We start from the raw sequence: 21,875 nt of genomic DNA on the forward strand, positions 1-21,875 counted from the left end.
ATGATACATATTTAAATATAATAAAAAGTACACATTGTTTGTTTTTGTTAAACGATGTGTACTGAATTTTAAATTAATTTTGTAGTTAATGCCCTACTCCTGTTTTAGTTCCTCTAGAACCTTCTGGATCTAGGTTTATCATATAAGAATCAATTTCAGTTATATTCGCAACAGTATCTGAAGTATAATCTACTTCTATATAATACACATCGCAAGTTTCAGGCGTTGCTTCCGAGAAATTATAATCGTAATTCATGGTTAGTACATTGCCAGATTCTATTGGTGTTTGCACAGTTGGAGCCACGGTATCCTCAGAGTTCATATATAAAGTAGCTCTAATTTTTATTGTTAAGGGACCACCTTCTGGGGTGTAGAATTTTGCTGAAACCAAAGGAGCAACAGGATAGGTTACGGTTTGAGGACTAGTAAAAGTAAAAGGGGTTGTGTTAATTTTTGTGTTTTGAATAACTGTAAATGCCATGTCTAATACTTGTTAATTAATGTTAATAAGGTTAAAGGTATTTTTTTTATATGAATTAAATGTAAAGTCGTTTAACTTTTTTTAATTTTTATTGACAAATTCATAAATAACTGTAGGATAGTACAGTTTTTTATACAAAAAAAAGCCCTTATTCATAAGAGTAAGGGGCTTTTGAAAATTAACCTTTATTGAAATAATTATTCTTTTTTCTCTTCGCGTGGAGGTCTCGGTAACAATGCTTTTTTAGATACCTTTTCTTTGCGCGTTTTAGGGTCTAAACCTAAGTATTTTACTTGGAAAACATCGCCCATTTTCACTACATCGGCTACGTTTTCAGTTCTTTCCCAAGCTAATTCAGAAACGTGTAATAATACTTCGTTTCCTGGAGCAGCGGTATATTCGACCACAGCACCAAAGTCAAGCATTTTGATTACTTTCACTTCATACGCTTCTCCCATTTGTGGTTTGAAAGTAATAGAAGCAATTTTTGCTAATACTGCTTCGATTCCAGCAGGATCCGTTCCTAAAATTTCGATAACTCCTTGCTCGTCTACTTCGTTGATTACGATGGTAGTTCCTGTAGCTTTTTGTAATTCTTGAATTACTTTTCCACCAGGTCCGATCAAGGCGCCAATATAAGTGCCAGGAATAGTTCTAGTAATGATTTTTGGAGCGTGTGCTTTAACATCAGCTCTAGGTGTAGCGATAGTTTCAGTCAATTTGCCTAAAATATGCATACGTCCTTCGCGAGCTTGGTTAAGTGCTTGTTCCATGATGTCATAACGCAATCCATCAATTTTGATGTCCATTTGGCAAGCTGTGATTCCGTCAGCAGTTCCAGTTACTTTAAAGTCCATATCTCCTAAGTGATCTTCGTCACCTAAAATATCAGACAATACAGCAAATTTCTCTCCGTCAGTAATCAATCCCATAGCAATTCCAGAAACTGGTTTTACCATTTGAACTCCAGCATCCATTAACGCCATTGTACCTGCACAAACGGTTGCCATTGAAGAAGAACCATTTGATTCTAATACTTCAGAAACAATACGAATAGTGTAAGGACAATCAGCAGGAATCATGTTTTTTAACGCACGTTGTGCTAAGTTTCCGTGACCTACTTCTCTTCTTGAAGTTCCTCTTAATGGTTTTGCTTCACCAGTAGAGAAAGGAGGGAAGTTGTAGTGTAAATAGAATTTTTCTTCACCTTGTTCTGATGGAGAGTCGATTTGGTTCGCTTCTCTAGAAGTTCCTAAAGTTACAGTAGCCAAAGCTTGTGTTTCTCCACGAGTAAACAATGAAGAACCGTGAACTCTTGGTAAATAATCCGTTTCACACCAGATAGGTCGGATGTCAGTAGTTTTTCTACCATCTAGACGAACACCTAATTCTAACACTACATTACGAACGGCTTCTTTGTTGGTTTTGTAGAAATATTTTGAAACTAAATCACCGTCAGCAGCCAATTCTTCTTCAGTAAATAAAGCTTTTACTTCTTCTTTTACTTCAGCGAATGCAGCACTTCTTTCGTGTTTAGCAGATCCCACTTTTGCGATAGCATAAATTTTATCGTAAGCAGCGGCTTTTACTTTTTTATAAATTTCTTCGTTTTCTTTTTCTCCTTCGTAAGTACGAGTTTCTTTTTTGCCAAATGCAGCTTGTAAACGATATTGTGCTTCAATTTGAACTTTAATAGCTTCGTGTGCAAATTTGATTGCTTCTACCATTTCAGCTTCTGAAATTTCTTTCATCTCACCTTCAACCATTGCTACAGAGTCCATAGAAGCACCAATCATCATATCGATGTCTGATTTTGCTAAGTCTTCTCTACTTGGGTTGATTACAAATTTACCATCAATACGTGCAACACGTACTTCTGAAATCAAATTGTAAAAAGGAATATCAGATACTGCTAATGCTGCAGATGCTGCTAAACCAGCCAATGCATCAGGCATCACTTCTTCATCATGAGACATCAACTGAATCATAACTTGTGTTTCAGCATGGTAATCGTCTGGGAATAGTGGACGTAATACACGGTCTACTAAACGCATCGTCAATACTTCGCTGTCGCTAGGACGTGCTTCTCTTTTGAAGAAACCACCTGGAAAACGACCTGCTGCTGCAAATTTTTCGCGGTAATCTACTGTTAATGGTAAGAAATCTACCGCTGGGTTAGCGCTACGAGCTGAAACTGCTGTGGCAAGTATCATCGTGTCGCCCATTCTAACTACTACAGAACCATCCGCTTGTTTGGCTAAACGTCCTGTCTCGATTGTGATGCTTCTGCCATCACCTAAATCGATTTTTTCTACAAATAATTGTGGAATCATAAATTTTTCCTTAATTGGTTATACAATGGGTTTTAGTTGTGTTGTAGTTGTTGTAGTAGTTGTTGTAGTAGTTGTTGTTTCTAAAACCCAATGAAAAACCAAACTTTTTTCTTGTAAATGCTTGAAATGTAAAAACAAAAAGAGGCACTTTCGCACCTCTTTTTTATATTGATTATTTTCTAATATTCAATACTTTGATAATCTCACGGTATCTGTTGATTTCTTTTTTCTTCAAGTAATCCAACAAAGCTCTTCTTTTACCTACTAATAGTACCAAAGAACGCTCAGTGTTATAATCGTGACGATTTTTTTTCAAGTGCTCAGTAAGGTGGCTAATTCTGTGTGTGAATAAAGCGATTTGTCCTTCTGCAGATCCAGTGTTTTCTGCTTTTCCTCCGTGTTTAGCGAAAATTTCCGCTTTTACTTCTTTAGTTAAATACATGCTAATATTATTTAAATGATTTTTATGTATGACTTACAGCTCTTGTAAGACGGGTGCAAAAGTATAAAATAAATTTGACTAGAACAAAAGAAACGTTTTTTTCTTTTTGGAATTGACTAGCATTTAGATGTTGCGAGCTGTTTAAATTATTACAATGATTTATTGAAACACAATTGGGAGTGTGAGATGTGTCTTAACGTTTACACCTCGATGTTTTCCAGGTATCCAATTTTCATATTGAGAAATTAATTGAATTGCATTCTCTGTAATTCCATATTGGTCTCCTATATATGCAGAAACATTTTCTAATTTACCGTTTTCGTTAATGTCAATGTTGATGATTATTTTGCCTGTAATTTTACCATTGATGTTTTTTGGAATGATGTCGTTTTTTTTTAAATAATTATAAAAATCATTCATTCCTTTTTTGGGATGGGCCCTTTCGTTAACGACATTGTAAGTAAATTTGTTATTCAAAGAGTCAAGACTATGGCCCACAACTAATTTGCCTTTATTGTATTGTTCGGTAAAACTGACTTTTTTCCCTATTAAATGTCCTCTCCAAATACCTTCTTTCAAAAAGTTTTTTATTGTGCCAGTTGAGGTTTGATCGTTCCAGCCCTCTTCTACATATTCTCCCTCGCCATTGGTTACTTTTTGCACATTATTTTCATCAAAATAGTTAAGAATTTTTAGGGTAGACTCTTTTTTGTTTTTGCTTACTTCGAATTCTGATTCTAATTTGAGAACTCCATTTTCATGATAATAATACTGTTTGTTGATAAGGATGTTGTTTTCGTAATTAGCTAGTCGTTTCCTTTTACCATTTTCATAGTAATATAAGCAATTACCGTCTAGGATAACTTTGTCCTTATTTAAAGTAGTTCCTATTAGATATATTTTGCCTGATTTGTAGTATATCTTTATTGGATATTTTTTTTTATCGGAGTCATAATCTTCGATTTCTTTAATGTATTCAAAATTTTTTCCGTTGGATGTTACTAGATATTTATCGATGTGAAATAATTTCTTGGTGCTGTTTTGAGAATAAATCTTTGAGGAAACTAATAGAAAAAATAAGATAAAACAGTTTTTTATACTCATAAAAAATGATTTAAAAAAGTTTAGCAATTTCTTTATTCACAAACTCCAAGAAGCGTTCGTCTGCTTCAGTGAAAGGGTCGATAACATGACTATCAATATCGATTTGGCCAATGTTTACGCCGTTTACAAATAGCGGCACCACAATTTCTGATTTTACGGTAAAGCTGCATGCGATGTAGTTGTCTTGTGCAGACACATCAGGAACTACAAAGTTGGCATTCGATTCGGCTACTTGTCCGCAAATTCCTTTTCCGAAGGGAATAGCAGTATGGTCTGTTTCAGCTCCTACATAAGGACCTAAGTGTAAGGTTTTGGTATCGTGGTTGGCGAAGTAAAATCCTACCCAATTGTAGTAGTCAACAGATTCGTTCAGCAGTTGGCAAATGGCTAATAATTTCTCGTCTCTAGTACTAGTGGCGCTGCTTGTAATGGCAATTACCTTTGGTTGTAATTCTTTAAATGTCATTTTATAATTGTTTTTATACAAAAGTATTTAATGCTAGTCTTATAAATTACATAAATTTGAAAAAAAATCAATTTTGAAAAACTATTGGACACTTTACAAGCCTTTTTTGAAATTCATTGGGGCATTTTTATTCGCTTATATCTTGCTTACTTTTTTATACCAGTGGTATCTGTCAGGATATGAAAATAATCAATTGGATGGTATCACGCGTCTTGTAGCAAGTCACGTTGAAAAAGTCTTGCAAGTATTCGATTCCAATTCGGCTGTAGTGTATCATCAAAATACTAAAATCAGTATTTTGATGCATCAAAAAGAAGTGGCTACCGTAATTGAGGGATGCAATGCAATAAGTATTATGATACTTTTTGTTTCTTTTGTGATTGCTTTTGCTGGAAAGTTTAAGGCTACTTTGTTGTATTTGATTGGAGGTAATGTCTTGATTTATTTGCTCAACGTGATTAGAATTGCAGTTTTGAGCCTACTCTTGTATCGTTTTCCAGCCTATGAACATCTTTTGCATGGTGTGATTTTTCCTCTGTTTATTTATGGGGTCGTTTTTATCTTATGGTTTATTTGGGTTAACTACTTTTCTATCTATGCTAAAAAACCTACCTCAAAATAAAGGCAAAATCGTTCTTGGGTTGTTGCTTGTTTTTCTTTTAGTGTTAATTCGCGAATTTGAAACACAACTGTTTTATGATCCTTTTTTGCCTTTTTTTAAAAGTGATTATGCTGGTCAACCTTTGCCAATATATGAACCCATTCCATTGTTTTTAGGATTGCTTTTGAGATACGGATTGAATTCCTTGTTATCCTTGGCTTTGTTGTATGTTATTTTTGAAGATAAGGATATGCTTCAGTTTTCGGGTGTACTGTTTGCTGTTTTCTTTGTGGTTTTACTATTGACTTTTTTTTACATCCTTTCTTTTCAGAATCAAAATTATTTGCTTCTTTTTTATGTGCGTAGGTTTTTGATTCAACCTATTTTTATCCTGCTCTTTATTCCTGGATTTTATTATCAAAAACACCTTTAATAGCTAATTTATACGTACCTTTAGTTGGATTTCTGCATATAGAATATGTAAACTAAAGCGTGATGAAAGTTGTCAAATATTCAGGGGATACAGTTGATTTTAATTCCAATAAGTTATTGAAATCACTACTAAAAGCAGGTGCCAATCCTGAGCAAGGCCAACAAATCATTTCGACGATAAGTGCACAACTTTTTGATGGGATGGCGACCAAGCAAATTTACAAGATGGCTTTTGCCTTGCTAAAGAAAAATTCAAATGCACACGCAGCGCGTTACAACTTGCGTGAAGCCATACGAATGTTAGGTCCAGCTGGTTTTTATTTTGAAAAATATATTGCACGCCTTTTTGAATCGGAAGGCTATCTGACGAAAACCAATTTAGTTTTACAAGGAAAATGCGTCACGCATGAAATAGATGTTTTGATTCAAAAAGACTCGGAAATGGGAATGGTGGAATGCAAGTTTCATGTGGGTAGAGAAGTGGCTTCGGATGTAAAAGTGCCGATGTACATTTTGTCTAGATTTAATGATTTAAAAACAAAATCGCATCCTTTTTTTGATTCCAAAAGTCCTCTGACTTCGTGTTGGATAGTAACCAATAATCGATTTACGACAGATGCCATCACTTTTGCTAATTGTTCAGGATTGCAACTTTTGAGTTGGAATTATCCTGAAAACAATAGTTTGAAGTCCAAAACGGACCAGAATAAATTATATCCCATTACGTGTTTGACCACTTTGTCTCTGGCAGAAAAGGAGCATTTATTGCAAAAAGATTTACTATTGGTTAAAGATATTTTGACCCATTCATCGGTTTTGAATACGATTGGTTTGAGTCCAAATAGAATACAAAATGTACTCAAAGAAGCAAGAGAATTATGTAGCACTTAGTGTTGTTAATTTAAAAAATATTCCTAATGAAAATTACATGCATTGGAGGGGCAGGAACCGTTACAGGTTCTAAAACCCTTATAGAAAGTAACGGAATTCGGATTTTGATTGATTGTGGACAGTTTCAAGGTATCAAGCCCTTGCGAGAATTGAATTGGGAGCCTTTACCTATTTTGCCCTCTACCATTGATTTTGTTTTGCTGACTCACGGGCATTTAGATCATTGTGGCTGGTTGCCAAGGTTGGTCGATCAAGGTTTTAAGGGAAAAATTTATTGCACGAGCCCCACTGCAGCTATTGCCAAATTAATTTTACTAGATAGCGCCAAAATTCAAGAGGAAGAAGCAAACAAAGCGAATGAAGGCCAGTATTCGAAACATCAAATCGCTGAACCGCTTTATACTGTGGCTCAAGCAGAACAAGTGTTTTCTCATTTTAGAGTGATTCAAACCAAAACGCCTATCGCTTTGGATGCCGAAATTGAAGCGGTTTTTAGTAATGCTGGGCATATTCTTGGGGCCTGTAGTATCGAATTGCATTTAGAAAATCAGTATTTGGTTTTCTCGGGTGATATTGGGCGAGATAATGATGTATTGCTATTTCCACCAACCATACCAACACGAGGGGATTATTTGTTTTTGGAAAGTACGTATGGAAACAGATTGCACCCCGACACCGACCCCAAACTTGAGTTGGAAATGTATATCAACAACACTATTACCAAAGGCGGAACGGTAATTTTGCCCAGTTTTGCAGTCGAAAGAGCTCAGAGTGTGATGTTTTTGTTATGGCAACTAAAACAAGAAGGGCGAATTCCTTCGGTTCCTTATGTCATTGATACGCCTATGGGAATTAGTATGCTGGACCTTTTTGAAAACAATAGAAAATGGCACAAATTAACACAAGAACAGTATGTTGGAATGTGTAAAATGTTTACTATGGTTTCAGATTATAAAGAAACCATTGAAATGATTTACAATAAACAGCCAAAAGTCGTTATTGCTGCGAGTGGAATGATAACAGGAGGAAGGGTTTTAAGTTATTTAGAGCGCTATATTGGTTTGCCAGAAACAACAGTAATTATTATTGGGTATCAAGCCGAAGGAACTCGTGGAAGAAAATTATTAGAAGGCGCTCAGGATATTAAGATTCGTGGGAAATATTATGAAGTCAAAGCTAATGTTGTGGAGATAGAAGGCTTGTCTGCCCACGGCGATCAAAAGGACTTATTGCATTGGTTATCGGCTTTAGAAAAAAAACCTAAGAAAGTGTTTTTGGTGCACGGCGAGAATCAAGCGGCTGATGAATTGCGCATTAAGATACAAGAGCTATATGGCTATGATTGTGTGGTTCCAATGATGGGACAAACGTTTGATTTGTAATTTTAACAAATATTTTAATTGTTACAAGAATCCAATGACTAATTTCGCAGTATGAATGTAAAGAAGAGCACTAGTTTATTTTTGGCACTCCTGTTATTGGTTTCCAATATAGGGATGGCTTTTAATGTGCATTATTGTGGCGACTCTATTGCTGCGATAAGTTTGCATTCTGAACTTTTATCTTTGACAGAGCCAGATGGTTGTTGTGAGAAAACGGCAGTTGTTGAAAAGGATTCTTGCTGTAAAGATAAAGTGGTGCATTTTGAAAAAAAGTCGGATAATGCGACTGTGAAGATTGTACTGTTTGACATTTCGGCTCCTTTCTTAGTGCCTGTTCAGCAAGTTCCAGTTTTTGCTACAACACCTCATTTTCAAAAAGCGATAGTCAACGATTTTTATGTTGCTATCAATGCGCCTCCGCTCTACCAATTATACCATCAATACATTTTTTACGCCTGATTTTTGTTTATTTAATTTCTTGAAAATTTTATAAACAGTTGTCGTTTGAGCACTTTTTTCCTTATGTGCAGGTTTGCGTAAGGGATAGCAGCCAATGTCATTAAGTTAAGGAATTACTCTTTTTGTTTTCACGCAGATTTCGCAGATTTACGCAGAAAAATCAGTTAAAATCTATTGAATCTGCGTGCTATTTTTTCTTTTTCCCCTTAACTAAATGGGGTTACGCCCAAAATAAGCTGAAACGACTGCATAAATCAGAGTAAACAATGCAGAAAAAAATAGTGCTTTTGGCCGCCATTTTACTCGCTTTTCCAGTTTTTTCACAAGAAAATCTAGACGAAGTAAAGGTGACCAAAAAGCGAAAAGGATTGCAAAAGTCCTTCACGGTTACCGCCAACACTACCTTGGTAACCAGCAAAGAGTTGCTTAAAGCGGCTTGTTGTAATTTGGCCGAAAGTTTCGAGACTAATCCATCTATCGATGTGAATTTTTCGGATGCTTTGACGGGCACGAAACAAATCAAAATGTTAGGCTTGACGAGTCCGTACCTAATGATTACGGAAGAAAATGTACCCTCCGTTCGTGGGGCATCCCAAGCGTATGGACTGTCGTTTACTCCGGGAACTTGGGTCGAAAGTATTCAAATTACCAAAGGCGCGGGAAGTGTAGTGAATGGGTATGAGAGCATTTCGGGACAAATAAACACCGAATTAATCAAGCCTATCAACGATATTCCTTTCTTTTTGAATGCCTACGGTTCTACTGATTCTCGATTTGAGTTGAACACGCATTTTAATACGCAATTGTCTCAAAAGTGGAGTAGTAGTTTGTTTGTACACGGTAACACTCGTGTGTCTAAAATGGACCAGAACAACGATGGTTTTATGGATAATCCGTTGGCCAAGCAAATCAATGTTATGAATCGCTACCAGTATTATGATGCCGAAAACGGACTAGTAAGTTTTATCAATTTCAGGTATATGAATGATAAAAAACAAGCTGGTGAGGTTGGTTTTGATCCCGATACAGACCGAGGTACTACTAATCGTTGGGGTTCTGAAATCAATACGCAACGATTGGATTTGGCAACGAAAGTGGGGTATGTCTTCAAAGATATGCCGTTTCAAAGTATAGGTTTTCAAAATGCTTTTACATTACACGATCAAAATTCGTATTATGGTTTGAATGTGTACGATATTAAGCAAAGTAGTTTTTATTCGAATTTGATTTTCAACTCCATCATTAACAATACAAAGCATAAGTTTGCAACTGGAATCAACTTTGCGTACGACAATTACAATGAGTTTGTGGGGTTGACAGATTATGGAAGAGTAGATAATTCGGTTGGTGCTTTTTTTGAATATACGTATGATAACGACGATAATTTTAGTTTGGTTTTAGGTGGAAGAGTCGATAATCACAATCGATTGGGGACTTTTGTAACGCCACGTTTGCATCTTCGTTACAATCCTTGGGAGAAATCGGTGATTCGTTTTTCGGCAGGAAGAGGAAAACGCGCGGCGAATATTTTTGCCGAAAATCAATCGTTGTTTGCTAGCTCTAGAACGCTTTCTATTTTGGATACCGATGGAAAAATCTATGGCTTAAATCCAGAAATTGCTTGGAATTATGGTTTAAGTTTTAATCAAAAATTTCAATTGTTTGGTCGCAATGGTGATGCCGGATTTGATCTTTACAGAACCGATTTTCAAAATCAAACGGTAGTTGATGTTATGCAATCGCCACAGCAGGTTTTGTTTTACAATCTAAAAGGGAAATCCTATGCGACGAGTTTGCAAATCGAATTCAATTATGAACTAGCGAATCGTTTTAGTTTGCGTTCTGCATATAAGTATTATGACATTCAAACGCAATACTTGTCAGGTGTTTACCAAAGACCCTTGCAGGCAAAACATCGTTTTTTTGGTAATTTAGAATATGAAACAGGACGAAGTGAATCTGGAAGCCAATGGCGTTTTGATGCGACTTATAATTGGTTAGGCAAACAGCAATTGCCTGTAACTACCTCGAATCCTGCTCAAGATCGTTTACCTGATTTTTCTCCGTCTTATAACTTGATTAATGCTCAAGTTACGCATGTGTTTTCTTCTAATTTCGAAGTGTATGTGGGAGGAGAAAATATTGGTAATTATAAGCAAAGTAAAGCTATACTTGGAGCAGAAACTCCTTTTGGGTCTGCTTTTGATGCCTCAATTGTATATGCGCCAATTTTTGGTCAAATGTATTATGCAGGCCTACGTTTTAAAATAAAATAAACTTTAAATAAATAGAAATTATGAAAAAAATAGTTTTAGTTGTATTAGTTGCTTTAGTAGGTTTTGTTGCTCAAGCACAAGCCAAAAAAAATAAAAACGCAAAATATGTAACCGAGGTAAATGGTAATTGCGGGTTGTGTCAAAAACGTATTCAAAAAGCAGCTCTTTCGGTAGAAGGGGTGAAGTCAGCTACTTGGGATATTCCTTCGCATCAATTATCTTTAATTCTCAATGAAGAAAAGTGTTCTCTTCTAGATGTTAAAAAAGCAATTGCAAAAGTGGGGCATGATACCGATGAGGTTAAAGCAACAAAAGAAGATTACGACAAGTTACATGCATGTTGTTTGTATGAGAGAAAAGAATAATTTTTTAGAACACCCAAGACTGTTGTTTTGGGTGTTTTTTTAAACCGTTAATAAAAGTTTAAAATAAGGGTTTATTTTGCGCCTTTGTTAAAAAATCCCTAATTTCACACCTTATAAACCCAAATTTAAGCCCGAGTATGAATAATTTTGAATGGACCCAATTATTAAATCCTGAGTTTTATATCACATTAAGTATTGGTGGCGTTCAAATTGGGTTGTATGTGGTTTTGTTTATCGTATTTGCCGAGACAGGACTTTTTGCAGGTTTTTTTCTTCCAGGGGATAGTTTACTTTTTCTTTCAGGAATTTATAGTCGTAGTTTAGTTGAAAATCTTTTCGTGGTTGAAAGTGATTTTATCAACGTAACTTTTTTGTCAATAATGGTTGCTATAGCTGGAGTATTAGGGAATACAGTTGGCTATTGGTTTGGTGCGAAAAGCGGGTATTATTTATTCAAAAAAGAAGATACATTTTGGTTTAAGAAAAAGTATTTGTTGCAATCGAAAGATTTCTTTGAAAAGTATGGCGGAAAAGCGATTATCTATGCTAGATTCTTGCCTATTTTTAGGACGTTTGCTCCTATAGTGGCAGGTATTGTTTCAATGGATAAAAAGAAATTTATGTTCTTTAATATTTTAAGTTCGTTTATGTGGGCGTTTCTTTTAATTTTTGCGGGTCATTATCTGTATGGGATTTTTCTTGAATATGATATCGACTTGAAAAAACACATTGAATATATTGTAATTGGGATTATTTTGGTTTCTACTTTTCCAGTTTTTATGAAAATGTTGAAAAAGAGACCTGAATAATTTAGTCCATAGTAAATAGTGATTAGTCCTTGGCTGATTTATACAAACAAAAAATCCGAAGCTTTGAAACTTCGGATTTTTTTAGTAATATATCAACGTTTTTTGACTTTCGTATTCTTTCTATTGCTATAAGTCGCATTAATGCAATTTAGAGCTGACCCAATATGTTTAATTCAAGTTTACAATCTGAGATGTTGAGATTAACTGCCCATCATTACTTATTCCCTCAATAATAAGTTTTACTTTTTTGGATGCTGTATTCGGAATGTCAAAATTTACTATTCCATTAGCGCTGCTTTCTATATAATCTTGCCAGTAGATGTAATTAAGATTTTTATGGTTGACATCATTAATGACTAAAGTATCTTCGGGAGTAAATGCTCTTGAGTGGCTGTATCCATTGGCAATGATAACTGAGTTTATGCTTTTTCTATTATCTTGGGGGACTTTTGAATACAGTTTGATTACACCAAGGCTACCTTCAATAATATTAGGTCTATTGTCTGTATAAATTTCATCGAGGTCTTCCATAAAAAAATTGAAAAGCCTGTCTAAGTCCATTAAGGGGAGGTTATCTAAATATACCGGTGTTCTATTGGTTAAAACGGATCCTGTGGGTCTATCTGATGGGTTTATTTGCATTAGCATTGGATCAAAGAGTTTTCTTGCTTGTCTATTGGCTGTAATCATTACGGGAATTGTGTTGCTTGTAACAAAGCCATTTGAATTCAAATAAGAAAGAACCGTACGGCCTAGATCGGAAGGTTTTACTTTGTATGCTTTGCGCATGTTTTGATTATAAGTTAATCCACCTAATTCATATTGGTGTTTTAAACTACTGTTTTTGGCAAGCACTTCTTTTAATTTTACCGCTCTTTTTTCTGTTATTAAAGGAGGTAAGCTGTTGGCAATTATTACAACCGGAGCGTCATTTTGATTTGGTGTAAAGCTATGGCGGAATGGTCTAGTTTCTGTTTTGATTTTGGTGTTGTATTTAAAATTTACCTCGTCAAGATTCTTTTTTTTATAAAAAGTGAAATGCACCGGAATGGAATCAGGTAAAAATAAATTATTGAATTCAAAGTGACCCTTTTTATTGATGTCAGCGAATTCCATTAAGAAGTTATTAATGGAATAAATGCGTACTTTGTAATCTTCGTAATTTTTTAATGACTCATTTATATTCCCAACTATAGTTAATCCATGTTCATTGGTATACATTTTTTTAGGAGGGTTTGCCATTATGTTTTTCCATTCGTATTTGTGCTTGTTTTGATTTAGTAAAACTAAATCAAGGTTGTGTTTCTCCTTGAGCGTAGCTTGATTAGAAATGGATTGCGTTTCGAATGTTATAGGCGTTGTTAAATATGAGTTTAATAACAAGTCGCCGATTATACTTCTTGAAGGGACCTCAGGACTATTATATTCTGGTTGAACCGCCACACTTAAGTTATAGCTATTTTGTGTTGTTTTTGCTGCTAAGGTTGTTGTGCTTTTATCTTGAGTAATCTCCTTAAATTCAAAAGTATTCGTTATTGTCTGTATGTTATTGTAGACCATTCTTTCTGCATATTGTTTTCCAGTACCGTCAATAATTCGTAAATAGTTTACACCATTAAACAGTATATTGTTAGGGATTTCAAATGTATCCTCGATTTTGCTTTTGGATAATTTGAGGTCAAGGATGTGCGATTTGTCGTCTTTGTGAATGACTAAATAGAGCATTTGATTTTGAAGTTTTTCGATAGTTTCACTATTGGTCATGGCTGAAACAATAGTTTTTTTATCATAAAAATAGTTGTTGACTGTAAGTGCTATTCCAGTAGTACTGGCTTGAGGTAATTGTTTCTCAACTACTTTGCTTCCACTTTCTACTAAAATGAAGAAATCTTCTGTTGTAGGAACAAAATCAAAACGACCATTTCCGGAGTCATTTAAGGAAAGCTGCATTAGTTTTTCTTTTTTGGAGTTGACCAACCAAGCTTCGGTATCAGGTATTGCTTTTCCATTGCCATTACTTACATTTATACCAATGGAGTTTTTCGTGTCGGTAACTAGCATTCCCCCTTCTGGAAAAATAGTAGTGTTGATACTATTTGGTTTAGTAGTAGTAATTAATTTAGTGTTTTCTTCAATGTTTGTGATTATAATAGGGTAGGTGGAGGATTCGTCTTCCGTGAAATTATTCATCCAATTGGTATACACTTGGAGGTAGTATTTTCCAGTAGGATATTTTCTGTTCAAATTAATATTTCCTGAAAAGCTATTGTTATTGGCGTAAAATAGATGATCTTGTATTTTTTCTCCTTTTTCATTCAGTAAAGCTATCTGTATGTTTGTAGTTTTTATGGTCGCATTAGTTTGTTTTCTATTAGCGATATAGCCTTTAAACCAAATGTTTTCTGAGGTTAAGAATTCATTTTTGTTTAGATGTAGGTGTATGTTTTCTCTATCTAAGCTAAAATAATTCTCGAGCGATTTTTTAATATATTCTTTATCAATTGATGAAGAAGTATTGGATTGGGACCGAGCATTTTGAAAAACCAGAATGCTGATAAGTGTGATGATTGTGTAGTAATTTTTCATAAATTTTGGCTTTTAGGTTGAAGATTTTACAATTATCAAAGTATATGCCAATTTTTTATTTTTTATAACAGGTTCTTCTGTTATATGCTTGGTTTTTTGTTGTGTTTCTAGTTTAAAATTAGATATATCTTATTGTTTGTGGGCTTTCATAATGATAAATATTTATTTTAAAATTAACAAGAATTATTTCCTTTTAAACATAAACAAAAAATCCGAAGCTTTTAAACTTCGGATTTTTTTTATGGTTTCCAAATTGGAGTTTGGAATTTTTGTATTGGAATTTTAATGCTTATTACATCATTCCTGGCATTCCGCCTCCCATTGGCATTCCGCCTCCAGCATTTTCTTCTTTAATATCGATCAAAGCACATTCTGTAGTTAAGATCATTCCTGAAACAGAAGCTGCGTTTTCTAAAGCCACACGGGTTACTTTTTTAGGATCGATAATACCTGCTTTTAGCATATCAGTATATTCGTCAGTTTTGGCATTGTAACCAAAATCTCCAGTTGCTTCAGCTACTTTGGCTACTACAACAGAGCCTTCTAATCCAGCGTTTTCTACGATAGTTCTCAAAGGAGCTTCTACCGCACGAGATACGATTTGGATACCAGTTGCTTCATCAGCGTTGTCTGCTTTTAGTGTGCTTAGAACAGTTTTTGCTCTCAATAAAGCTACACCACCACCAGCAACAATACCTTCTTCTACAGCGGCACGAGTAGCGTGTAAAGCATCGTCAACTCTGTCTTTTTTCTCTTTCATTTCTACTTCAGAAGCAGCACCTACATAAAGAACAGCAACACCTCCAGCTAGTTTAGCCAAACGCTCTTGTAATTTTTCTTTATCATAATCAGAAGTCGTAGTTTCCATTTGACCTTTGATTTGGTTCACACGGTTTTTGATCAATTCTGTATCTCCAGCACCATTTACAATAGTAGTATTGTCTTTGTCGATAGTTACTCTGTTAGCAGTTCCTAACATATCGATGGTAGTATTTTCTAGTGTATAGCCTCTTTCTTCAGAGATTACAGTTCCTCCTGTTAAGATAGCGATATCTTCTAACATTGCTTTTCTTCTGTCTCCAAAACCTGGTGCTTTTACAGCAGCAATTTTCAAGGCACCACGTAATTTGTTTACTACCAATGTTGATAAAGCTTCGCCATCAACATCTTCTGCAATAATCAATAAAGGTTTTCCTGATTGGGCTACCGGTTCTAAAACAGGCAATAATTCTTTTAATGAAGAAACTTTTTTATCGTATAAAAGGATGAATGGATTCTCTAATTCAGCTTCCATTTTTTCTGGATTCGTTACGAAGTAAGGAGATAAATATCCTCTATCGAATTGCATTCCTTCAACTACATCTACAAAGGTTTCGGTTCCTTTGGCTTCTTCAACAGTAATTACACCTTCTTTTCCAACTTTTGCGAAAGCAGTAGCGATTAATTCACCAATTACTTCGTCATTGTTAGCAGAAATAGAAGCAATTTGTTTGATTTTTTCAGAATCGCTTCCTACTACTTTAGCTTGTTTTGCTAAGTCGGCAACGATAGCTTCAACAGCTTTATCGATTCCTCTTTTTAAATCCATTGGATTGGCTCCAGCGGCAACGTTTTTTAAACCTTCTTTCACGATGGCTTGCGCTAAAACAGTTGCAGTTGTAGTTCCATCACCAGCTAAGTCGTTGGTTTTTGAAGCTACTTCTTTTACCATTTGAGCTCCCATATTTTCTAATGGGTCTTTCAATTCGATTTCTTTAGCTACCGTTACACCGTCTTTCGTTACATTTGGTCCTCCAAAAGCTTTTCCAATAATAACATTACGTCCTTTTGGGCCAAGTGTTACTTTTACTGCATTAGCTAATGCGTCTACCCCACGTTTTAAACCGTCACGTGCTTCAATATCAAATTTAATATCTTTTGCCATTTTTTTTATTTTTTTAGAATAATTAATAAATTGAAGGGATAAGTAGTGACTTATCCGTACTGTTTAATTTTTTAGATTATTGCAAGAATGTCATCCTCGCGCATAATCAAATAATCGGTTCCTTCTAATTTTAATTCTGTACCCGCATATTTACCGTAAAGTACGGTATCGCCTACTTTTACTGTCATTGCGTGGTCTTTGGTTCCATTACCAACAGCAATTACAGTTCCTTTTTGAGGTTTTTCTTTTGCGGTATCAGGAATAAAAATCCCTGAAGCTGTTTTTGTTTCAGCGGCAACAGGTTCGATAAGAACTCTATCCGATAGGGGTTTAATGTTTAATGCCATGGTTTTTATTTTTTATTTTGAATTAATTTTTTATTGTTTTTTTGAATTTCAGAAATTGTGCCAACCCTTGTAAACTGACAATTTTTCCTAAAAAAAATGCCAGCTTTGACAGGCTGGCATTTTATATTCTGTATATTTTTCTTATTTTGTAGCTGGTGCAGCAGGTGTTGCTGGTGTATTTTGAGCTGGTGCAGTTTTAGGAGCAGCAGTTTCAGTTTTTTCTATAATTTTAGAATCTGAATCACTCATAGAGCCTGTGAAACTTAAACTTGAAAGCAAAATTAAAGCAATCAAGATTGTAGCTAATGTCCAAGTACTTTTGTCTAAAAAGTCAGTCGTTTTTTGAACACCACCCAACATTTGTGATCCTCCTATTGATGATGATAATCCGCCACCTTTAGGGTTTTGAACCATAATTACTACGATTAGTAAAAAACAAACTATAGTTATTAAAACTAAAAAAATTGAAAATGTGCTCATTGTTTAATTATTGTTATTTTGTAAATTCCTTATTTCTGATATATGGTCTGCAAAGAAACTACTTTTTTCTGGATATTTCAAAATTAATATTTCATAGGCTTGTATCGCTTTTTGATATTTTTTTTGTTCCAAGTAAACTCTTGCTAAAGTTTCGGTCATTAAGTGTGTATTGTCTGAAGAATTAAGTTCAAATTGCGGAGCTGGAGCAGAGCCTGGTTTGATTGGCGCAATTTTAGGATTGGTTTCTATGAACTTATCAATCAATGCTGCTTTTTTCTTTCTTTCTTCTTCCATACTATCTTCGAAGGTTTTTGAATTGTTCTCTATACTTCGGTCGATAGGCTGTGTTCTCGATAATTGTAACCATTCCTGAAATGAGTGCTTTTCATTTGGAGTAAAGTCAATAGGTTTTCCGAGTTCAATAATCGATTCCGGTTCATTTTCATAAGTAGTATCGTTATTGTTAGTCGCTTCTTTTATAGACGTGAGTATAGATAATTCTAGTGCTTTTTGTTGTTGTTCCAAAATAGTTTTTGGATGTACGATTTCACTATCTACCACTTCCATATTCATAAGCTCGAGATTTTTTTTGTCGTACAAGTCATTTTGAAGAGTATCAAAATGCTCTGAGGTAATGAAATCAAATAGTATCGAACGGTCTGTGGTATGCGCAGCTGTAACCTTTAATGCATAATTGTATTTGAAACTATTTTGGATGAAAAGACCTTTTAGACGTAAGGCTCTTGCGCTTTGAAAGTATGGGAATTCATTTAGAATATTGCCAAGTGCATCCGTATAGACACTATTAATAGTGTCTGGTTTGTTTATCAAAAAGGTATAATCAGTAACGTTCATTTTATAGTCAAGATAGGATTAATTGTTTTACCACTTTGCCAGTGATTCATTAAAAATGTCTTGCGAAATTCTATCAAAAATTTCTTTTAGACCAGCGCTTAATGTTGAACCCGTTAATTGTTGATCGGCAGGATAATCATAGAAAAACTCAAATGATTTTTCAAAGTTATCGGTTTCTTTGTTTTTATTAGTAAAACGAACATTAATTCTGATTTTCAAACGGTTTTGTGCTGCACGCTGATCTGCCGTTGCAGTCATTGGGCTGATTCTGTAATCGGTAATTTCTCCTTCGTATACTAAATCTCCTCCGTTTTTTACCAAGTTCAAATTGGTTTGATTTTGAATTAAATCTTGTAATTGTAAGGTGAAAGTTCTGTCTATTCCTGGTTCAATCAATTCGGCATTGTTTTGGAAAAAATTCACTTGAAATGTTTTAGCATCAATTTCACCAGAGCCAGTAAAGTTGTATACGCCACAGCTATTCAGTGTGAAAAGGCAAATGATTGCAAATAAAAAAAATAATTTTCTCATAAAGTTGTGGTGAAACGAACACCATTTTAAGTTCTCAATTCCAATTGTATTCAAATATAGTAATTTGGAATTGTATTCATTTTTATAAATCAAATTGTTTGATTTTTCTATACAGAGTACGTTCTGAAATGCCTAGTTCATCGGCGGCTGCCTTTCGTTTTCCTTTGTTTTTCTCTAACGACTTTTTAATTAACTCAATTTCTTTTTGTTCTAGTTTGAGAATTTCTTCTTCTTCAATAGTTTCGGCAAAAAGATAGTTTTCCTCAGGTTCTTGATAATTGTTATCAATATTTTGAGTCGTAATTACGGCTGTTCTTGGTTCTTCTTCGAATTCAATTTCGCTATCTGATTTTGACCCATAAATTTTTTGAATCAAATTCTGGTTGGTTTCTTGTACTTTTGAACTTCCGTTTTGCATTAATTCCAACGTTAGCTTTTTTAAATCATGCAAGTCGCTTTTCATATCAAAAAGAACTTTGTATAAAATTTCTCTTTCGGTATTAAAATCACTATCGTTTTTCTTGTCTTTGATTACAGAAGGCAAGTTACTACTCTCCATTGGGAGATACGATTGTAAAGTAGCCGCATTTATATCGCGATTGGTTTCTAAAACAGAAATTTGCTCTGCAACGTTTCTTAGCTGTCTGATATTTCCATTCCATCGAAATTTTTGCAATACATGAATGGCGTTATCATCTAGCTTTAATGGAGGCATTTTATATTTATGAGCAAAATCAGCAGCAAATTTTCTAAACAATAAATGAATATCATCTTTACGATCACGAAGAGGTGGCAAAGTAATATCTACTGTACTTAAACGATAGTATAAATCTTCTCTGAATTTTCCTTTTTCAATGGCATCAAAAAGATTAACATTGGTTGCTGCTACAATTCGAACGTTCGTTTTTTGTACTTGAGACGAACCTACTTTTAAAAATTCACCATTTTCAAGGATACGTAATAAACGTACCTGAGTAGTTAACGGTAGTTCTCCTACTTCATCTAGAAAAATGGTTCCGCCATCGGCAACTTCAAAATAGCCCTCTCTAGTATTAGTTGCTCCAGTAAAAGCGCCTTTTTCGTGACCAAAAAGTTCACTGTCAATAGTTCCTTCAGGGATTGCACCACAGTTTACAGCAATGTATTTGCCGTGTTTTCTATGAGAAAGAGAATGGATGATTCTTGGAATGTTTTCTTTTCCTACACCACTTTCGCCAGAAACCAGCACCGAAATGTCTGTTGGAGCCACTTGGATGGCTTTTTCAATGGCGCGATTGAGTTTGGGATCATTCCCAATAATTTCAAATCGTTGTTTTATTGCTTGAACTGTTTCCATATTGTTTTGTTTAAAGGTTTAAGTGTTTAATGGTTTGAAGTTGTTTGGTGAACGCTTTTAAACCATTTTAAACTATTAAACTTTTTCTTAATTCATCTCGCTTAGCCCAATTGCTTTGCCGATAAGTGTCGCACCAGTTGTTCGTTCTACTAGTACATTAACAAAATCACCAATTTTATAGTTTTCTTTAGGAAAAACAACAGTGATGCTTTGTGAATTTCTTCCAGAGAATTCGTTTGGCGATTTTTTAGACACCTTTTCAACTAAGACTTCTACAGTTTTACCGATGTATTGTTCTGTTCTATATCTAGCATGCGTTTGCTGTAAATCTACAATTTCTTGTAATCTTCTTGCTTTTGTTTCTTCCGGAACGTCATCTTCCATTTTTCTTCCTGCTAAAGTTCCTGGTCGTTCAGAGTAGCTGTACATGTACCCAAAACTATATTTAACATAGTCCATCAGTTTCAATGTATCTTGATGGTCCTGCTCGGTTTCGGTAGGGAATCCAGCAATCATATCTTGAGAAATCGCACAATTTGGAATAATTGCATTGATTTTGTCGATAAGTGCCATGTATTCTTCTCGAGTGTGCAAACGATTCATTTCTTTTAGAATTCGGTTACTTCCAGATTGAACTGGTAAATGAATATGTTTACAAATATTTGGGTACTTTGCTATTACGTGCAAAATGCTTTCATGCATGTCTTGCGGATTGGAAGTCGAAAAACGAATTCTCATTTTTGGAAACCCTACAGCAACCATTTCGAGTAGTTGGTCAAAATCGACAGCTGTAGCTTTTTGCATTTCAGAAGCATTGACAAAATCTTTTTTCAATCCGCCACCGTACCATAAATAACTGTCTACGTTTTGACCTAAAAGAGTAACTTCTTTATATCCGTTGTTTTGTAATTCTTGAATCTCATTCATTATACTTTGAGGTTCTCGACTTCTTTCTCGACCTCGGGTAAATGGGACAACACAAAACGTACACATATTGTCGCAACCACGTGTTATAGAAACTAAAGCAGTAACCCCATTACTCATTAATCGAACGGGAGCTATGTCACCATAGGTTTCTTCTTTAGAAAGAATAACATTAATGGCGTCACGACCTTCTTCTACTTCGTTTAATAAATTTGGTAAGTCTTTGTAAGCATCAGGACCAACAACTAGATCTACAATTTTTTCTTCTTCTAAAAATTGACTTTTTAAACGTTCAGCCATACATCCTAAAACGCCAACTTTCATTCTTGGATTAATCCGTTTTACAGCGTTGTATTTTTCTAATCGCTTTCTAATTGTTTGTTCGGCTTTGTCTCTAATTGAACAAGTATTTACTAAAACTAAATCAGCTTCTTCTAGTTTTTGAGTGGTGTTGTATCCATTAGTAGATAATATCGATGCGACAACCTCACTGTCAGAAAAATTCATAGCACATCCGTAACTTTCTATAAAAAGCTTTTTTGTGTTTTCGGGCTTATTTTCTAAAACAAGACTTTCACCTTGTTTGCTTTCTTCAATAATCTTTTCCATGGGAATTTTAAAAGCGCAAATATAAGCGAAATTTGGTAAAGATGACAAGATGTCAGATTAAGAATTAACATTGTTTTTAGAGTTTTCTTAATGTTATGGAGGAAGATATAATTAGGGTAAGAAGGGGCTGACTGACAGTGTTTTTTATTTCTTTGGTTAAGGTGAAAAAAGAGTTTTTTTGTTTTTTGAAAGCCCTAAAAGGGGACTTTTGATAGTTTGAAGAACATACAATTCAATTATAA

21 protein-coding genes are annotated in these 21,875 nt (G+C 34.7%); 8 read left to right on the forward strand and 13 right to left on the reverse strand.

Going from position 1 to position 21,875, the window contains the following annotated elements:
* Positions 1–85: 85 nt before the first annotated feature.
* From WFZ86_RS01650 to WFZ86_RS01670, 5 genes are all read right to left on the reverse strand, one after another.
* The gene (locus WFZ86_RS01650) at positions 86–481 is read right to left on the reverse strand and encodes a hypothetical protein (protein WP_342690315.1); all 396 of its coding nucleotides are present in this window, start codon (positions 479–481) and stop codon (positions 86–88) included.
* A gap of 197 nt (positions 482–678) precedes the next feature.
* Positions 679–2,814, reverse strand: a complete 2,136-nt coding sequence (locus WFZ86_RS01655; protein ID WP_342690316.1) for a polyribonucleotide nucleotidyltransferase — start codon at positions 2,812–2,814, stop codon at positions 679–681.
* A 172-nt stretch (positions 2,815–2,986) separates the two neighbouring features.
* Positions 2,987–3,256: a 30S ribosomal protein S15 gene (gene rpsO / locus WFZ86_RS01660; RefSeq protein ID WP_064716460.1), complete on the reverse strand. Its 270-nt coding sequence runs from the start codon at positions 3,254–3,256 to the stop codon at positions 2,987–2,989.
* Positions 3,257–3,415: 159 nt separating this feature from the next.
* On the reverse strand, positions 3,416–4,360 hold the full coding sequence (locus WFZ86_RS01665) for an energy transducer TonB (RefSeq protein WP_342690317.1): 945 nt from the start codon (positions 4,358–4,360) through the stop codon (positions 3,416–3,418).
* 10 nt (positions 4,361–4,370) lie between these two features.
* Positions 4,371–4,826 (reverse strand): GAF domain-containing protein, encoded by a 456-nt coding sequence (locus WFZ86_RS01670; protein WP_342690318.1) that lies wholly within the window; start codon positions 4,824–4,826, stop codon positions 4,371–4,373.
* Between the two features lie 73 nt (positions 4,827–4,899).
* Between WFZ86_RS01670 and xrtF the strand changes: the two genes are divergently transcribed.
* The 8 genes from xrtF (at position 4,900) to WFZ86_RS01710 (ending at position 12,041) form a co-directional block, all read left to right on the forward strand.
* Complete coding sequence (gene xrtF, locus WFZ86_RS01675; RefSeq protein WP_342690319.1) at positions 4,900–5,448, forward strand: exosortase family protein XrtF; 549 nt, start codon at positions 4,900–4,902, stop codon at positions 5,446–5,448.
* Positions 5,423–5,860 (forward strand): exosortase F system-associated membrane protein, encoded by a 438-nt coding sequence (locus WFZ86_RS01680; RefSeq protein WP_342690320.1) that lies wholly within the window; start codon positions 5,423–5,425, stop codon positions 5,858–5,860. Before xrtF ends, WFZ86_RS01680 begins: the two co-directional genes overlap by 26 nt.
* 62 nt (positions 5,861–5,922) lie before the next feature.
* Positions 5,923–6,750, forward strand: coding sequence for a restriction endonuclease (locus WFZ86_RS01685; protein WP_342690321.1), 828 nt, complete (start codon positions 5,923–5,925; stop codon positions 6,748–6,750).
* Between the two features lie 26 nt (positions 6,751–6,776).
* On the forward strand, positions 6,777–8,132 hold the full coding sequence (locus WFZ86_RS01690; protein ID WP_342690322.1) for an MBL fold metallo-hydrolase RNA specificity domain-containing protein: 1,356 nt from the start codon (positions 6,777–6,779) through the stop codon (positions 8,130–8,132).
* 51 nt (positions 8,133–8,183) lie between these two features.
* Positions 8,184–8,591 (forward strand): HYC_CC_PP family protein, encoded by a 408-nt coding sequence (locus WFZ86_RS01695; protein ID WP_342690323.1) that lies wholly within the window; start codon positions 8,184–8,186, stop codon positions 8,589–8,591.
* 266 nt (positions 8,592–8,857) lie between these two features.
* Positions 8,858–10,867 carry a TonB-dependent receptor plug domain-containing protein gene (locus tag WFZ86_RS01700; RefSeq protein WP_342690324.1) on the forward strand — a complete coding sequence of 670 codons (2,010 nt, stop codon included), beginning with the start codon at positions 8,858–8,860 and terminating at the stop codon, positions 10,865–10,867.
* Positions 10,868–10,887: 20 nt separating this feature from the next.
* Positions 10,888–11,232: a heavy-metal-associated domain-containing protein gene (locus WFZ86_RS01705; RefSeq protein WP_342690325.1), complete on the forward strand. Its 345-nt coding sequence runs from the start codon at positions 10,888–10,890 to the stop codon at positions 11,230–11,232.
* 137 nt (positions 11,233–11,369) lie between these two features.
* Positions 11,370–12,041: a DedA family protein gene (locus WFZ86_RS01710; RefSeq protein WP_342690326.1), complete on the forward strand. Its 672-nt coding sequence runs from the start codon at positions 11,370–11,372 to the stop codon at positions 12,039–12,041.
* 168 nt (positions 12,042–12,209) lie between these two features.
* Here the strand turns inward: WFZ86_RS01710 and WFZ86_RS01715 are convergent, their stop codons facing one another.
* From WFZ86_RS01715 to miaB, 8 genes are all read right to left on the reverse strand, one after another.
* On the reverse strand, positions 12,210–14,627 hold the full coding sequence (locus WFZ86_RS01715; protein WP_342690327.1) for a hypothetical protein: 2,418 nt from the start codon (positions 14,625–14,627) through the stop codon (positions 12,210–12,212).
* 292 nt (positions 14,628–14,919) lie between these two features.
* Entirely contained in the window at positions 14,920–16,551 is a 1,632-nt protein-coding gene (gene groL, locus WFZ86_RS01720) for a chaperonin GroEL (RefSeq protein ID WP_064716469.1), read from the reverse strand.
* A gap of 71 nt (positions 16,552–16,622) precedes the next feature.
* Positions 16,623–16,898, reverse strand: coding sequence for a co-chaperone GroES (locus WFZ86_RS01725; protein WP_024982279.1), 276 nt, complete (start codon positions 16,896–16,898; stop codon positions 16,623–16,625).
* A gap of 141 nt (positions 16,899–17,039) precedes the next feature.
* Positions 17,040–17,378: a preprotein translocase subunit SecG gene (gene secG / locus WFZ86_RS01730; protein WP_342690328.1), complete on the reverse strand. Its 339-nt coding sequence runs from the start codon at positions 17,376–17,378 to the stop codon at positions 17,040–17,042.
* A gap of 3 nt (positions 17,379–17,381) precedes the next feature.
* Positions 17,382–18,233 (reverse strand): tetratricopeptide repeat protein, encoded by an 852-nt coding sequence (locus tag WFZ86_RS01735; RefSeq protein WP_342690329.1) that lies wholly within the window; start codon positions 18,231–18,233, stop codon positions 17,382–17,384.
* A 27-nt stretch (positions 18,234–18,260) separates the two neighbouring features.
* Positions 18,261–18,764 carry an LptE family protein gene (locus WFZ86_RS01740; protein ID WP_342690330.1) on the reverse strand — a complete coding sequence of 168 codons (504 nt, stop codon included), beginning with the start codon at positions 18,762–18,764 and terminating at the stop codon, positions 18,261–18,263.
* A gap of 82 nt (positions 18,765–18,846) precedes the next feature.
* Positions 18,847–20,100 (reverse strand): sigma 54-interacting transcriptional regulator, encoded by a 1,254-nt coding sequence (locus tag WFZ86_RS01745; RefSeq protein WP_342690331.1) that lies wholly within the window; start codon positions 20,098–20,100, stop codon positions 18,847–18,849.
* Positions 20,101–20,187: 87 nt separating this feature from the next.
* Complete coding sequence (gene miaB, locus WFZ86_RS01750; protein WP_342690332.1) at positions 20,188–21,633, reverse strand: tRNA (N6-isopentenyl adenosine(37)-C2)-methylthiotransferase MiaB; 1,446 nt, start codon at positions 21,631–21,633, stop codon at positions 20,188–20,190.
* Between the last annotated feature and the right edge of the window lie 242 nt (positions 21,634–21,875).

Origin of the sequence: Flavobacterium polysaccharolyticum, assembly GCF_038739875.1 — a bacterium.
Classification (GTDB): domain Bacteria; phylum Bacteroidota; class Bacteroidia; order Flavobacteriales; family Flavobacteriaceae; genus Flavobacterium; species Flavobacterium polysaccharolyticum.

What these genes read in the sequence shown, in the direction of transcription:
- WFZ86_RS01650 (WP_342690315.1), bottom strand. Translation starts at nt 481, where the DNA reads ATGGCATTTACAGTTATTCAAAACACAAAAATTAACACAACCCCTTTT.
- WFZ86_RS01655 (WP_342690316.1), bottom strand. Translation starts at nt 2,814, where the DNA reads ATGATTCCACAATTATTTGTAGAAAAAATCGATTTAGGTGATGGCAGA.
- rpsO (WP_064716460.1), bottom strand. Translation starts at nt 3,256, where the DNA reads ATGTATTTAACTAAAGAAGTAAAAGCGGAAATTTTCGCTAAACACGGA.
- WFZ86_RS01665 (WP_342690317.1), bottom strand. Translation starts at nt 4,360, where the DNA reads ATGAGTATAAAAAACTGTTTTATCTTATTTTTTCTATTAGTTTCCTCA.
- WFZ86_RS01670 (WP_342690318.1), bottom strand. Translation starts at nt 4,826, where the DNA reads ATGACATTTAAAGAATTACAACCAAAGGTAATTGCCATTACAAGCAGC.
- WFZ86_RS01680 (WP_342690320.1), top strand. Translation starts at nt 5,423, where the DNA reads ATGCTAAAAAACCTACCTCAAAATAAAGGCAAAATCGTTCTTGGGTTG.
- WFZ86_RS01685 (WP_342690321.1), top strand. Translation starts at nt 5,923, where the DNA reads ATGAAAGTTGTCAAATATTCAGGGGATACAGTTGATTTTAATTCCAAT.
- WFZ86_RS01690 (WP_342690322.1), top strand. Translation starts at nt 6,777, where the DNA reads ATGAAAATTACATGCATTGGAGGGGCAGGAACCGTTACAGGTTCTAAA.
- WFZ86_RS01695 (WP_342690323.1), top strand. Translation starts at nt 8,184, where the DNA reads ATGAATGTAAAGAAGAGCACTAGTTTATTTTTGGCACTCCTGTTATTG.
- WFZ86_RS01700 (WP_342690324.1), top strand. Translation starts at nt 8,858, where the DNA reads ATGCAGAAAAAAATAGTGCTTTTGGCCGCCATTTTACTCGCTTTTCCA.
- WFZ86_RS01705 (WP_342690325.1), top strand. Translation starts at nt 10,888, where the DNA reads ATGAAAAAAATAGTTTTAGTTGTATTAGTTGCTTTAGTAGGTTTTGTT.
- WFZ86_RS01710 (WP_342690326.1), top strand. Translation starts at nt 11,370, where the DNA reads ATGAATAATTTTGAATGGACCCAATTATTAAATCCTGAGTTTTATATC.
- WFZ86_RS01715 (WP_342690327.1), bottom strand. Translation starts at nt 14,627, where the DNA reads ATGAAAAATTACTACACAATCATCACACTTATCAGCATTCTGGTTTTT.
- groL (WP_064716469.1), bottom strand. Translation starts at nt 16,551, where the DNA reads ATGGCAAAAGATATTAAATTTGATATTGAAGCACGTGACGGTTTAAAA.
- WFZ86_RS01725 (WP_024982279.1), bottom strand. Translation starts at nt 16,898, where the DNA reads ATGGCATTAAACATTAAACCCCTATCGGATAGAGTTCTTATCGAACCT.
- secG (WP_342690328.1), bottom strand. Translation starts at nt 17,378, where the DNA reads ATGAGCACATTTTCAATTTTTTTAGTTTTAATAACTATAGTTTGTTTT.
- WFZ86_RS01735 (WP_342690329.1), bottom strand. Translation starts at nt 18,233, where the DNA reads ATGAACGTTACTGATTATACCTTTTTGATAAACAAACCAGACACTATT.
- WFZ86_RS01740 (WP_342690330.1), bottom strand. Translation starts at nt 18,764, where the DNA reads ATGAGAAAATTATTTTTTTTATTTGCAATCATTTGCCTTTTCACACTG.
- WFZ86_RS01745 (WP_342690331.1), bottom strand. Translation starts at nt 20,100, where the DNA reads ATGGAAACAGTTCAAGCAATAAAACAACGATTTGAAATTATTGGGAAT.
- miaB (WP_342690332.1), bottom strand. Translation starts at nt 21,633, where the DNA reads ATGGAAAAGATTATTGAAGAAAGCAAACAAGGTGAAAGTCTTGTTTTA.